Genomic DNA, 13,298 nt, shown 5'->3' on the forward strand with positions numbered 1-13,298 from the left:
GGCACGGTGGCCATTATTCGGTGACCGGGATTGGTCAAAATAGTTTGACTATTAGCGGCTAAAATCGCCCGGCGCTAACATCGTTTTACGTTGTCCTTTTTCATAACAGTATGGGCAACAGAAGTTGCACTCCAATGTCGGGGCTATCGTCATGCCTAGAGAGCGATTGGAAAATCGAAGAAGACGGCCTATTGCCTTCATTTCCTCTTTTTCGTCACGATCATCTTCTAACAGCATTCCTCCTTGAAGCAACGCTTCGCGCAATTCATCTGGCTCCCATTCGGTTCCCGATACCATGCGGCACATACTTTCTGCATGTTGTTTATCCAACGAAAGGATTGCACCGGTCTTCGCATTCATCACCAGCGTTCTTTCGCCGTGGTTTTCAATCAAGTTGTATTGAGACGGCCTCATATGATTATCCCTCACAAACAATCAAAGAAATCTCGACCGCAATTGGTCGACGGTAAAGCAAATGGCAAGAACGCTTGCTACGTTAATCAGGCAGTCAATTAAAATCGAGGTGCATTGACTATCCTCCAACGGGGTCACGCCGCAAATCCACATGAGCATCGAGGACGGAAACGGAAGCATGGAATTGGCTCCGACCTGTATGTAGATCGTTACGACGTTGACAAGCAACAGCATGCCAATAGGACCGAAGCCGGATCCAAAATAGGAAACAACGATCACGCAAGAGACCACGTATGCAAGGCAGACCGCACTCGTCAGAAGAAGTCGATCGCAAAACATATTCAGGTTGAAATACTGTTGAGCATCCAAAACGATTGCGCAGTTAAGACAGTACAAAACGACACTTGACAGGATAAACGCGCCCAATAGGGCGAAAGAAGACAGCACCACTCGCGCAACGGTAACGCACGCCCGCTTCCCTCCCCGAGCCTCCGACAGCCCCCACGGTTCCTCGACAAAGCTCGAACTGACAAAGCGTGGGACAACGCAAGGCGCGACAAGCGGAAAGAACAATGCATGAGCCAACGGGGCCACATTGAACAGCAAGCCGCGAAAAACCTCTGCATTACCAAATAGAAGGGCGTCCTCTGCCGACAGTTTAAGCGTCGGGTCTGGGAAAAAGCCCAAGAAACTGCCCTCGCGGAGGCTACAGAACCACATCGGGAAAGAATTAAGCTGCAATATCACCATACACGCATAAATTGCCAGGATTAAGACGTACGTCCATTCGCTTACATGCTTCAATTCTGAATGGAGGAACCTTTTAATCTGACGAGCCATTGAGCACACCTCCGACACGACAGGTCACGAGAGCGTAAATCAATACCGATAGACAGCCAGCTGCCACGCCATATCCCAGAAGCGTCAGCTGCCCCATATCGCTATACCCAAGGGCACATCCGGCTCCAAGGTACGGCCCCGGAAGGAGGAAGATCCATCGCAAGGATGGTATAGGTGCCTGAAGGAAGGTTCCGTAGAGCGTCAAGCTCATGACAAATCCAATTATTATTACAGCCCCGCTCAATACAGCGCTGCCTGTAATCCGATAGATGGTCATCGTCTCCAACGCAACCGATATCACCAATACGGCGTTGATTATCATCGCAGGCAAAAATGCAGCCAGCATGCCGTGCGTGTAGTTTTGCCCCCCACGCATTATGGCTATTGCAAACAAAAGAAGGCAAAGTGCGCTATAAGCTGCACCGACTATTAAAGCAGACGAAAGCACATGTGCCAGAGCCCCATTAAAGCGGGCGAGACCTCTTGCTGAAGAAATTCGGTATCCCTCTTTATAGCCATGCTCCTGTAAAAGCACCAAACAAACGATGAGTGGAACGAACAGGGATGTACCGGCAAAAGCGCTGCGCGCAAGGGACTCATCAGGCGCAGAAGGATCGATTGCATTCCAGAGGAAACCAATATCCTCCCCACAAACGCCATAGCCAAAGCCTAGCAACGTTGCTCCGTTATTTAGAAAAACACCGAAGAGAAGACCGCACGCCAACATAAGCGTAAGACCAAACTGCGCCGGAAACATCCTGTGTAGACGCATCATATCTGCCTTTATGGGATGGATCGCCCGCTTCATAGCGAGACCGCGTTCATCAAGCGCCTGTAATATTCTTTTAGGGACGACGCCTCATCCCTTATGACATCCATCGATTCCTTTTTCAGCAGTTCACCGTCATGAATAAACACGCAACTTGTTGCAACCGATGCCAACTCATCCAAATCATGGCTAGAGATGAGCATGGTCTTACCCTGTTCTCGATTCAATCGGCCGATAAGGGCCCATATACTCTCGATGCCCAGCGGGTCCAACCCATTTGCCGGCTCATCGAAAATTAGTACGTCGGTGTCGCCCAACAAAGCCGTAGCTATATCCAGTCGCCGTTTCATTCCCAGAGAAAAACTGCTCACGCTCTTTTTCTCATCGACGTCCAGCCCGACTAGGCCCAAGACGCGAGGAACCTCACGTGTCTCATCGAGCCCCCATTCCGCACATCGGATCCGAAGATTCTCCACCGCACTGAGGGATTGGTATGCTCCGCTGGAATCTGGCACATAGCCGACACGCGTCCGCATCAGGCTCAGCTCTTTTTTCGACTTGCCTCCAAAGAGCTCCACGCTCCCCGACGATGGCTCACAGAGGCCCAGCACTATTTTAATAAGCGTGCTTTTGCCCGCCCCGTTTGCACCAACAAGGGCGCAAAGTTCAGACTGATTCACCTCGAAGGAAACGTCATGCAACACACGCCGTTTTCCATAGCGCTTTGACACCTTTGATAGCTTTATCGCTGATGCGCTCATTGGCCTCCTATTCTGCTTGATAACAAAACCGCTGCTGCCAGACTGTCGCCTGGCAGCAGCTGCAACTGCTAGAAATTAACAACACACAAGTTTTTGCTGCAGTTATTGACGCAGACGCGTGCTCCACAGAATGCCTTGCAGTAACCGTTGCACCCACCACCGGGGTCCACATAACTCGGCTTTACAATCCAGCTCATATCGTTCCTCCTTTCTTTTATCGTTCGTTCTTGATGTTATTGTTTGCCGATAACTTATATTTGTCAAGATAATTAATAAACAAAGAACCCGTGTTAGACACGGGTTCCGCTACACTGATATTTCGTTATAGTTGTTTTTTTATGCTACTCGTCGCTCAAATCTACAGCGAAGACCGATGTCGGAAGCGACGCCTCATTGCCTCTGCCATCCCGCATCTGCCTCACGGCATTCTTCGCGCGCTCGACAATAAGTTCCTCGAGCTCTTTCTCGCTCACGCGCTGAATAATATCTCCCGGTTGACAATCAAGCTCATCACAGATTTCAAGAAGCGTCTTAAGACGAATAGCTTTAATTTTTCCGTTTCTTAGCTTAGAAATATTAGCCGGAGTATGCCCCGTGGCACGAATCAGATCAGAGCTGGTCTTTCCGGTCTTAAGCAGCTGCGTCTCAAGCTCGATGATGAGATAGCTCATGTTTCCTCCTACACAAGCTCGTCAGACTGCTCCTGGAGCAGCGAGGCATAACTCCAAATCGCCGAGATAAACAGACAGACAACTGCGCCGATAAACGACCCCGCATCAAAGGTAGCGCCTTGGCAAATCTCAATAACAAAGGAATGAGGCACGATGTAAAGCTCCAGTCCGCCAATGGTGAGATTGACCGATCCATAGGCACCAACAAGCGAAACCGCGGCGTTAACAGCAAAGGCAAGCGCGAGAACACGGATAAGCCGCACATGCGCCCTGGTAAAGGGCGATACGCCCCGCGAAATGTCGCGGCTGATTCCGCACAAAACGACAAGCGAAATACCCATGGCAAGCGCCATGCACAGTCCGCTTGGGATAACGATGCACCCGCCATTGAGAAGCGTCACAACACCGAAAGAATCGACAGAAGCAGCGTTTGCAACCGCATACCAGATCACGTAAACAACCAACGCGGCGAAAGCGACGAGCATTCCCGCAAAAACGACCGCCATGCAAAAGCCAAGCTTCCTTACAGTCTCGCCCGCCTTGGCCATACGCTGAACGCTGTTGGACATACACTCACCCTCATCGAATCTATCGTTATCCGAATAGTTTATCGAACAACGATATGGATTGCATGCGGAAAGCCCCGCCAGTGCGCATAGGCCATTCACTAATCAGAAGGGGTGAGAGTGGATTTTTGGACACGTATCGAACGAGAGTGGATAATCTCCCACTTTGAGGCCGCCACCGGGCCTAAAACGGGAGATTATCCACTCTCATAGTCATCAAGGCCCGCAAGCTCTTATTCAGCCGCTTCGCGCAGGGCCGACATCGTAGCCGCATATTGCTGCTGCAGCGCATGCATCCCCTCGCGAGCGCCGTCAACGGCATCGACGCTGCGCAGTGCTTCGGTCACCACAACCGCCGGCTCGTACAGATTATCGAATCCCAGGTTCTGGCTCACGCCCTTGAGCGTGTGCGCTGCCATAAACGCACCTTCGGTGTCTCCTGCCGCCATGGCGGCCTCCAGCTTGTCCATGCTCTCGTCATCCAAAAACTTGAGGGCAAAGCGGGCAAGCATTTCCTCGCCCATCAGCCGAGCGCACGCGTCATCATAATTGGCGCCAATCTTCTCATACGCCTCACGCATGGAAATCATGGATTAAAACTCCTTTGGTCAAACTAAATCGTGGGAAACGCGACAACGTCGGCGGGGCGTGCCAACGTCTCGGCAATACGGTCTTGCACCTCGAGCAGGCAGTCGAGCAACAGCGGGTTAAAGGTGCCACACTTACCGTCCAGGATCATCTGGATCGCCTCCTTGTGCGGGATAGCGTCCTTGTACACGCGCACGCTCGTCAGCGCATCATACACGTCGGCCACCGAGACCACCTGCGCGGCAATGGGAATCTCGTTGCCTTTAAGGCCATCGGGATAACCCCTGCCGTCCCAGCGCTCGTGATGCCAACGCGCAATCTGGTACGCATATTCCATAAGCGCATTGCCGACGTGATGGCGGCTCAGCTCAAGCAACATGTCGGCGCCCATCGTGGTATGCGTCTTCATAATCTCGAACTCCTCGGGCGTAAGGCGCCCGGGCTTGTTGAGGATCGCATCGTCAATCGCCATCTTGCCAATATCGTGCAGCGCCGAAGCCAGGGCAATCGTGGAGCGCTCCTCATTGTCGAGGGAGATCGTGTCGCTACGCTGGACCAGGCAGTCAAGCAGCAGCTCGGTCAGCTTCTCGATGTTCGTAACGTGCCTGCCGCTCTCGCCGTTGCGAAGCTCCATGACGCCGGCCATGATGTCGATGAGCATGCGACTGTTCTTGACGCGCTCGTTGTACTGCTGGGACAGCAGGCTCGTCAGGCGGCGCTGTTTGGCGTATAGGCGGATGGTGTTGCTTACACGGCGGCGCACGACACGGGAGTCAAACGGGCGGTTGATATAGTCCGAGGCGCCCAGCTCGTACGCGCGCAGAACCATATCATCGGAATCTTCGCTCGAAATCATGATGAAAGGCAGATTGTCGATACCCGATCGGCGAGACAGATCGGCCAACACCTCAAAGCCGCTTATGCCCGGCATGACAATATCCAGCAGCACGAGCGACAACTCATCGCCATAGCGGTCGACCATGTCGAGCGCCGTACGACCGTTGTCGGCCTCGAGGATGCAATACTCGTCCTTGAGCATCTCGTTGAGAATGGCTCGGTTCATCTCGGAGTCATCGACAATAAGCACCAAAGGCTTTTCGCTTTGGAAGGCTTCGATGGAATCGGCATCGGTCACGACCGTACCGGCTTTTGCCTTAGCGCGGCTCAATAACTGGACAGCGCGGCCAACGCCCTCATCGACCGTCTCGCCATGAATGCGAACGCCACCAACACATGCCGTCAAGCTCACGTACTCATGGCCCGGAACAATCGTGGCATGAACGGCATCGGACACCTGATGCAGGCGACGGGTGAAGTCATCGGAGGGAATATTGGGCATGACGACCACAAACTTGTCGCAGCCATAGCGTACGAGCTCGTCAGTCGAACGAATTCCGCTGCGTATGGCCGTCGCCACAGCACCGAGCGCAAGGTCGCCGGCATGACGGCCACACGTATCGTTGAAGACCCTAAAATCATCAAGGTCGATCACCGCAACGCCGGCATTCATGCGGGCGCTACGGAGCTTTTCCTCGTAATATCGGCGATTGCGCACACTCGTCAGCACGTCGGTGTAAACGAGGTCCTCTTCTGCAGCCTCTTGCTCATCGATCGGGCGCACCATCAGCAGGACGTGAGGCTCGCCCTCGACCTTCAGAGGGCGTAGGCGGGCGCGGTACTCAACACCATCGTTGAGCAGCTGCTCCGATACATCATCGGAACCTGCCAAGGCCTCAAGACTCGACTGACGCAGACAAGGGCAGCGATCGCCGGCGAGCAAGCAGTTAGGCTCGCTCTTAATCTGATCGGCCGACAACAAACGCACCACGGGGTAGGTCTTCGCGACGCGGGCGACCTCGGCGGCAGCCTCCTCGTCGGTTAGATTGACCTCGTGATTATTGAGCATATGGGGCCCTTTCGATAGCTTCGCATAGTAGCGGTGGGTTCCAAATGTTACAAGGGTAACACCTTGCCGATGCAGGTAAGCACGTGAATGCCGTTACATTTTTATGAGTTGGCAGACGGCGCAATTGGAGCCGCAAACGTAAGGTTTTGAGCACATTTGTTAACAAGGCCGAAACGTTTGCGGGTGAAGTCTGCTTTGGCTATTGCGGGTGCTAGAGCCCCAGGATGTCACGGACAGTCTGGGCAGCCGCTACCGGGCGATCGCGCAGGCCGTTGTGCGCGCCGGGAACCATTACGAGTGGACAGTCCAAAAGCTCAGCCGCCACCCTTGTGCCCGCCTCGCGAGGCGTGTCAATCGAGAGCTCGCCCAGGAGCACGGCGGCCACCGTTTTCGACGCACGAACACTATCCCAATCGGGAACGCAGGTCATAGTAATCCCGTATTCGTTTGCCATGAAACTACGGCCGTTGCGCAGGGCATGCTTGGCTTCTGCCTCGGTTAACTTGGGGGCCTCAGGGTCCGAATCGCCGATGGCGCCCAGGAAGGCCCGTAATGCCCTGGAGACCTTTCCCGCGGCGATCATCTCGAGCAAAACCGGGGCCGCGCCCAGACCGGCACCCTCAGCCGTCACGGCGGGTTCATGCAGAATCGCACGCGAGATTATGGTGGGGTTTGCACGGAGAAGCTCCAGGGCCACCAACGTACCGGCACTGTGCGCGAGCACGTTTGCCGGAGCGCCAATATGCTCGATAACAGCCTGCAGGTCGGCGGCCTGGGCGGCGAGGTCGTAGCGTCCGTCTGCAGCGTCGCCGCTCTCGCCGCAACCGCGGCGGTCGTAGGCAATGACGCGACAGTCACGGGCGAGCTCGCGGGCGATGGCGTCAAAAAAGACGCCGTCGACGCACGCACCGTGCACGCAAACCAAGGCGGGTGCATCGGACGATACAACCGGGCTGGCATACTCGCGGCAGGCGATCGTGGTGCCCGCATTCTCGACCGTAAATTCCATGTTGTGCCCCATCGTCTTGCGTTTTGTTAACAGATTAACTGTACCCGACCCGATACCTTTCATGACGCGGCATCGAAGGCAGAGTTAAAAAACGAAACCTGCAAAGCACAAGCCCGGACCATACGTTGGAGCCGATGCTATGCTTAAGGTTAATTGTCTTGAGGAGCTTTTACCTATGTCTACGTTTCTAAATGCCAGCCCCATCTTTGGGCCCGTTCGCAGCCGTCGCCTGGGCCTTTCGCTCGGTGTCAACATGATGCCGGCGAGCGGCAAGATCTGCACGTTCGACTGCATCTACTGCGAGAACGGTCTCAATGCCGAGCGCCCCTGTCACGAATCGTATAACACGGCTGCCGTGGTGCTCGATGCACTCGAGGCCAAATTGCGCGAAATGGCAGTCGAAGGTGAGCTGCCCGATGTAATCACGTTTGCCGGCAACGGCGAGCCCACCGCCGCACCGGAGTTTCCGCAGGCCATCGCCGGCGCTGTCGCGCTGCGCGACGAGTTTGCCCCAAACTCCAAGATCGCCGTGCTCTCCAACGGCACGCGCGCCGACCGCCCCGAGGTGCACGACGCGCTCATGATGGTCGACGACAATATCCTCAAGCTCGATACCGTCGACCCGGCGTTTATCCAACTGCTCGACCAGCCCGTTGGCCCCTACGACGTCGAGCACCAGATCGAGACGTTCGCGAGCTTTGACGGTCATGTCATTATCCAGACAATCTTTTTGACCGGCGAGTATCAGGGCAAGCCTCTCGATAACACTGGCGAGGAGTACGTCGGCCCTTGGCTCGCGGCGCTCGAGCGCATTCGTCCGCAGGAGGCGACCATTTACACGGTGGCGCGCGAGACGCCGGTCGCCGGCCTTGCCAAAGCGGTGCCCGAGGTGCTCGACACGATCGCCGCACGCGTGCGCGCCCTCGGCATTCCCTGCCAGGTGAGCTACTAGCAAAACCACGCAGCAGCTAGTGCCCGCCATCCCGCTCCATCAGCTGCGGTGATATAGTTCCTATTTGTGCTGTTAAACCGCTTAAATCGGAACTATATCACCGCAACTTTTATGGACGCGTGGGTGGGCTATACTAGCTGCGGATGAAAGGAAGTTAGCCATGTATGACAAAGGATCCGTGCCCGGCCGCAACGACGCTTGCTGGTGCGGCAGCGGCAAAAAATACAAGAAATGCCATAGCGCCTTCGATGAGCGCCTCGAGCGCCTATGGGAGGAGGGCTGGGAGGTTCTGCCCCGTACGCTCTACAAGACGCCCGCCGACATCGAGGGCATCAAGCGCTCCGCCGCCATCAACGTGGGCGTGCTCGACTACGTAGGCGAGCACATCGCCGCGGGCATGACCACCAACCAGATCGACCAGATGATCTACGACTACACCGTCGAGCACGGTGGCACGCCGGCCGACCTCCACTACGAGGGCTACCCAAAGAGCGTGTGCACCTCGATCAACGACGTCGTCTGCCACGGCATTCCCTGTGATACGGACGTGCTGCACGAGGGCGACATCATCAACGTGGACTGCTCCACGATTTTGGACGGCTACTTTAGCGACTCGAGCCGTATGTTCTGCATCGGCGAGGTCTCGGCCGAGCGCCAGCGCCTGGTCGACGTCACCCGCGCCAGCGTGGAGGCGGGTCTGGCGGCCGTCAAGCCGTGGCTGCCGCTGTCCGTCATGGCCGAGGCCGTGCAAAAGACGGTCGAGGACGCCGGTTTTAGCGTGGTGCGCGAGTACGGCGGACACGGCATCGGTAAGGAGTTCCACGAGGACCCGTTTGTGGGCTTTACCACCGAGGCACCCGATGTGGACACCATCATGGCTCCGGGCATGGTCTTTACCATCGAGCCCATGGTCAATGCCGGAGCGCCCGACATCAAGATTAGCAAGGGTGACGGCTGGTGCGTGCGCACCAAGGACGGCAGCGATTCGGCCCAGTGCGAGGTACAGCTCGTGGTGACCGAGGACGGCTACGAGCTGCTGAGCTGGTAGCCGTGGATGCGCCGGATGCTGACGGGCACGCTCGTCTTGCATCCGGCGTTTTTGTTTGAGCGTTTTGCCTGATAAAACCTGCCAAAATTAACCTGTCCCCTTTTGGCAGGTCGAGCGGAGAGGACTGCTTGTGAACATTTTGGTTTTGCTGCCCGTCAACGACCGCCATCGCGCAATTCTTGAGTCGAGTGCTCCGGGCGAGGACTTTATCTACACGAGCTCCGACGCCGCCACGCGCGAGCAGGTCGCCGATGCCGACGTGATCTTGGGCAACATCGACCCTGACATGCTCACGGCATGCGAACATCTCCAGCTGTTGCAATTGCAGACCGCTGGCTATGACGATTACTTGGCCGCCGGCACCGTGCCGGCCGATGCCAAACTGTCTTGCTCGGTGGGCGCCTACGGCCAGGCAGTAAGCGAGCACATGTTTGCCATGGTGCTGTCTATGATGAAGCGCCTGCCCGGCTACCAGGGCCTGCAGCGCGAGCATCGCTGGGAGGATTTGGGGCCGGTTACCTCGCTCAAAAACGCCAACGTGCTGGTGCTGGGCGCAGGCGATATCGGCGGCCATTTTGCCACGCTCTGTCGCAGCATGGGCGCGCACGTCCGCGGCATCAAGCGCCATCCGCTCGTCTACCCCATTGTGTTTGAGGACATGGACGGCATGGACGCCCTGCCCGAGCGCCTGGCCGAGGCGGACGTTGTCGCATCCTTTATGCCCAGCACGCCCGAGACCCGCGGCCTGGCGAACGCCGATTTCTTCGCCGCGATGAAGCCGGGCGCCCTCTTTGCCAACGGCGGCCGTGGCGATCTTGTGGTCGCTGACGACTTGGTTGCCGCTCTGGAGTCGGGACATCTCGCCGGTGCCGCGGTCGACGTCACCGACCCCGAGCCCCTGCCCGCGACAAGCCCGCTGTGGGATGCGCCCAACATGCTCATCACACCGCATATCTCGGGCTGGTTCCACTTGGAGGCCACGCTCAACAATGTGGTCGACATTGCCGCGGAGAACTTGCGTCATCTGCAAGCGGGTGAGACGCTCCGCCGTTGGATCGAACACTAAGAATTACGCCGTTTTACAAACGGCGTAATGAGCCGACGCTGCGAGCCCGCCGTTTGGCCAACCTGCGGCGCTTTGCTGGCGCGGCCCTACCTGTGGGCTCTCGCTGACCATTATTCGACCAAAGGGGTCTAGCGCAATTTAAGCGTTGTTAGATAGCTTCTTGCATCTTCTACGTTCATTGCTGCGACGGGCGCATGCGAACAGAGCTTGACATCGTTGGTGACCAGTAAATCTGCTTGGGAGCGTATCGCTGCCGCAATGATTAAATCGTCTTCGTAATCGCTATGGAGATTACGCTGCTTGCTCGCCATCCATATGTCACTCAGGTCGCAGGGTACCGGCGTGGCAAGTTGCGACAACACGTCGAGGCAATCCCATGCAAGTGATGTCGCCGCCACGGCGGCATCTTGGGATAGTGAGCCATGCTCTCGCCGATACCATGCCTTATGTTCGCTTGAAATCAAATAGAACAGGTCTTTGGACGATGTCGCCGCATACAGCAAATCCACCTGCGCCGTGCATGCATCGCGTAAAAACTCAATCGCCGCCGAACGACCACGTCGTGAGGGAATGAAGTAATCGAGCCACACGTTGGTGTCAACCAAGATGCGCTTTAGAGCCTCACTCATAGAGCCAGCTCATCTCCTCGCCATAGCGATCCGCATATGCATTCCGTTTGAGCTCTTCGTCGTCCGATGGCTGAGCCCTGACCATATCGATTCCCGACTCACGGCAAGCGGCAGCGAACAGCTTCGATCCCTGATCCATGAGCTCGAGTTTACGTTTGGCGGCCTTTTCGCGCTCGCGCTGTTCCGCCCGGGCACGACTGGGCAGCAGGATATCCTCGAGCGCACCGGGGCGATCGGCCAGCGACGCTGCAAGCTGCCAGAGCGCTCGCACCGCTTGGCTCGGCGTCATACCGGCCCTGGAGAGAGCAGCGTCGCCGCTCCTTTTAAGATCGGCATCAAGACGTACGTTGATCTGAGCGGCTGTTGTGGTCATGGCCCCTCCTTAATACTTCAGAATTATCATAAAACACTATGGTAGATACGTAAAGCATGTATAGCAATAAATTAGTATTAGCCGTGCTCCGTGCACAAAAAGCCGCCGAGGCACATTGCACCTCGGCGGCTACGCATCACCAATCTAGTTCGGTTTCATCCTTTGCATTTGCCCAGATAAAACCTGGCAAAATAAACCTGTCCCTTTTTGGCAGGTTTTTAGAGCTCCACGCTTTCGGCGCCGTTGATGGTTAGGTTGCGCTCGTAGAAGGCCGTGAGGGCGCGGATGACGTACATCACGTCGCGCACGCCGCCGGTCTCGTAGCTCGAGTGCATGGCCAGCTGCGGCAGGCCCACGTCCACGGCATGCATGCTCGCCTGCATATTGGACAGATTGCCGAGCGTGGAGCCGCCGGCCATGTCGCTCTTGTTGGCGAAGGCCTGCGTGGGCACGTCAGCGTCATCGCAGATGGCCTGGAACACTGCGCGGCTAAAGGCATCGGTGCAGTAGTGCTGATTGGCGGCTTCCTTGATGACGATGCCGCCGTTGAGCACAACCTGATTGCGAGCGTCGCACTTCTCGGCGTGGTTGGGGTGCACAGCATGTGCATTGTCGCAGCTCACGAGCATCGAGGCGGCAAGTGCGCGATGGTACGACTCGTCGTCAAAGCCCAGCGAGCCGTTAATGCGACGCAATGCATCGGCCAAGAACGTCGACATGGCGCCCTGCTTGGTCTCGGAGCCAACCTCCTCGTTATCGAAGCAGCAGAAGACCGAGACATCGTGCGCGTTCTCGGCGCCCAAAAATGCCTGCAGCGAGGTGTAGGCGCAGGCCAGGTCGTCGAGCTTGGGCGTCGAGATAAACTCGTCAGCCCAGCCCCAAATGCGCGTATCCTGACGATTGACCAGGAACAGATCGCGGCCCAAAATTTGCTCGGGCTCAACGTCCAACTCGTCGGCGATCAGGGCGTCAAAATCTCCCTGCTTGAGTTCGCCGGTGCTGATGAGTGGGCACAGGTCGACGGCTCGGTTGGGAGCAAAGCCCTCGTTAACGCCGCGGTTCATATGGATGGCAAGGCTCGGGATAATAGCGACCTCACGCTCGGTGGAAAGCAGACGGCTCTCAATACGGTCGCCTTCGCGCACCAGCACGCGGCCCGCGAGTGCCAGCGGACGATCGAACCAGGTGTAGTCAATCATGCCGCCGTAGGCCTCGGTGTTCAGGCGCAGCGTCTCGCCCGCGCCGTCAAGCTCAGGCACGGCCTTGACCTTAAACGTCGGCGAATCGCTGTGCGACGCCGTGAGCTGAAAATGATAGTCACCGGCAACGCCGTCCTCGCCCCACGTCGCGGCCAGGTCCTCGCCCACCTTAAAGGCAACAACGCTCGAGGTGTTGCGCTGCGTGTAATAACGCCCGCCCGGTTCGATGTCCCACGCCGCATTCTCGGGCAGGTAGGTAAAGCCCGCCTCGTCGAGCTCGGCCATAATGGTCGCCGCCGTATGGAACATGCTGGGGCATGCCTCGATAAAGTCGATAAGGTCGTTGGCGGCCTCGATATCATCGGCCGTCACATGCGCGCGCTCGGGCGTTTCCTGATCCGTCATGCTCTCCCCTTTCGCTGGGTTGATGGTCCCCTCCAGCATACCCCGCCACGCCAGCGCCGCACTCTTCATTCCGTGCTTAATTCCGCGCCACTCACCAAGTTG

15 protein-coding genes are annotated in these 13,298 nt (G+C 56.8%); 3 read left to right on the forward strand and 12 right to left on the reverse strand.

What is annotated here, in order from left to right; genetic code table 11:
* Nucleotides 1–51: 51 nt before the first annotated feature.
* The 9 genes from GPK42_RS02010 to GPK42_RS02050 all read right to left on the reverse strand — a co-directional run bounded on the left by GPK42_RS02010 (nucleotide 52) and on the right by GPK42_RS02050 (nucleotide 7,524).
* Nucleotides 52–414 carry a hypothetical protein gene (locus tag GPK42_RS02010; protein ID WP_215693186.1) on the reverse strand — a complete coding sequence of 121 codons (363 nt, stop codon included), beginning with the start codon at nucleotides 412–414 and terminating at the stop codon, nucleotides 52–54.
* A gap of 21 nt (nucleotides 415–435) precedes the next feature.
* Entirely contained in the window at nucleotides 436–1,254 is an 819-nt protein-coding gene (locus tag GPK42_RS02015; protein ID WP_215693188.1) for a hypothetical protein, read from the reverse strand.
* Nucleotides 1,238–2,062, reverse strand: a complete 825-nt coding sequence (locus tag GPK42_RS02020; protein ID WP_161194075.1) for a hypothetical protein — start codon at nucleotides 2,060–2,062, stop codon at nucleotides 1,238–1,240. The genes GPK42_RS02015 and GPK42_RS02020 overlap by 17 nt, the downstream gene beginning before the upstream one ends.
* On the reverse strand, nucleotides 2,059–2,784 hold the full coding sequence (locus GPK42_RS02025; RefSeq protein WP_118081114.1) for an ABC transporter ATP-binding protein: 726 nt from the start codon (nucleotides 2,782–2,784) through the stop codon (nucleotides 2,059–2,061). Before GPK42_RS02025 ends, GPK42_RS02020 begins: the two co-directional genes overlap by 4 nt.
* Nucleotides 2,785–3,125: 341 nt before the next feature.
* A complete protein-coding gene (locus GPK42_RS02030) occupies nucleotides 3,126–3,455 on the reverse strand; it encodes a helix-turn-helix domain-containing protein (protein ID WP_161194074.1) in 330 nt (109 codons plus the stop codon).
* An 8-nt stretch (nucleotides 3,456–3,463) separates the two neighbouring features.
* Nucleotides 3,464–4,024 carry a hypothetical protein gene (locus GPK42_RS02035; protein WP_215693190.1) on the reverse strand — a complete coding sequence of 187 codons (561 nt, stop codon included), beginning with the start codon at nucleotides 4,022–4,024 and terminating at the stop codon, nucleotides 3,464–3,466.
* 230 nt (nucleotides 4,025–4,254) lie between these two features.
* The gene (locus GPK42_RS02040; RefSeq protein WP_215693192.1) at nucleotides 4,255–4,611 is read right to left on the reverse strand and encodes an Hpt domain-containing protein; all 357 of its coding nucleotides are present in this window, start codon (nucleotides 4,609–4,611) and stop codon (nucleotides 4,255–4,257) included.
* Between the two features lie 23 nt (nucleotides 4,612–4,634).
* Nucleotides 4,635–6,515 (reverse strand): diguanylate cyclase, encoded by a 1,881-nt coding sequence (locus tag GPK42_RS02045; RefSeq protein ID WP_215693202.1) that lies wholly within the window; start codon nucleotides 6,513–6,515, stop codon nucleotides 4,635–4,637.
* 211 nt (nucleotides 6,516–6,726) lie between these two features.
* Nucleotides 6,727–7,524, reverse strand: coding sequence for an alpha/beta fold hydrolase (locus GPK42_RS02050; RefSeq protein ID WP_215693204.1), 798 nt, complete (start codon nucleotides 7,522–7,524; stop codon nucleotides 6,727–6,729).
* Nucleotides 7,525–7,699: 175 nt separating this feature from the next.
* On the opposite strand from GPK42_RS02050, the gene GPK42_RS02055 reads away from it, so the two are divergent.
* From GPK42_RS02055 to GPK42_RS02065, 3 genes are all read left to right on the forward strand, one after another.
* Nucleotides 7,700–8,476, forward strand: coding sequence for a radical SAM protein (locus GPK42_RS02055; protein WP_215693206.1), 777 nt, complete (start codon nucleotides 7,700–7,702; stop codon nucleotides 8,474–8,476).
* Nucleotides 8,477–8,636: 160 nt separating this feature from the next.
* Nucleotides 8,637–9,524: a type I methionyl aminopeptidase gene (gene map / locus GPK42_RS02060; RefSeq protein WP_215693208.1), complete on the forward strand. Its 888-nt coding sequence runs from the start codon at nucleotides 8,637–8,639 to the stop codon at nucleotides 9,522–9,524.
* Nucleotides 9,525–9,654: 130 nt separating this feature from the next.
* On the forward strand, nucleotides 9,655–10,590 hold the full coding sequence (locus GPK42_RS02065; RefSeq protein WP_215693210.1) for a D-2-hydroxyacid dehydrogenase: 936 nt from the start codon (nucleotides 9,655–9,657) through the stop codon (nucleotides 10,588–10,590).
* 128 nt (nucleotides 10,591–10,718) lie between these two features.
* Here GPK42_RS02065 and GPK42_RS02070 read toward each other — a convergent pair whose 3' ends face one another.
* The 3 genes from GPK42_RS02070 to GPK42_RS02080 all read right to left on the reverse strand — a co-directional run bounded on the left by GPK42_RS02070 (nucleotide 10,719) and on the right by GPK42_RS02080 (nucleotide 13,196).
* Nucleotides 10,719–11,219: a type II toxin-antitoxin system VapC family toxin gene (locus GPK42_RS02070; RefSeq protein WP_215693212.1), complete on the reverse strand. Its 501-nt coding sequence runs from the start codon at nucleotides 11,217–11,219 to the stop codon at nucleotides 10,719–10,721.
* Nucleotides 11,212–11,592 (reverse strand): translation repressor RelB, encoded by a 381-nt coding sequence (locus GPK42_RS02075; RefSeq protein WP_118081124.1) that lies wholly within the window; start codon nucleotides 11,590–11,592, stop codon nucleotides 11,212–11,214. Before GPK42_RS02075 ends, GPK42_RS02070 begins: the two co-directional genes overlap by 8 nt.
* A 218-nt stretch (nucleotides 11,593–11,810) precedes the next feature.
* Entirely contained in the window at nucleotides 11,811–13,196 is a 1,386-nt protein-coding gene (locus GPK42_RS02080) for a M18 family aminopeptidase (RefSeq protein ID WP_252200034.1), read from the reverse strand.
* Nucleotides 13,197–13,298: the final 102 nt, after the last annotated feature.

It is taken from the genome of Collinsella aerofaciens (assembly GCF_018785265.1).
Taxonomy (GTDB): domain Bacteria; phylum Actinomycetota; class Coriobacteriia; order Coriobacteriales; family Coriobacteriaceae; genus Collinsella; species Collinsella aerofaciens_AI.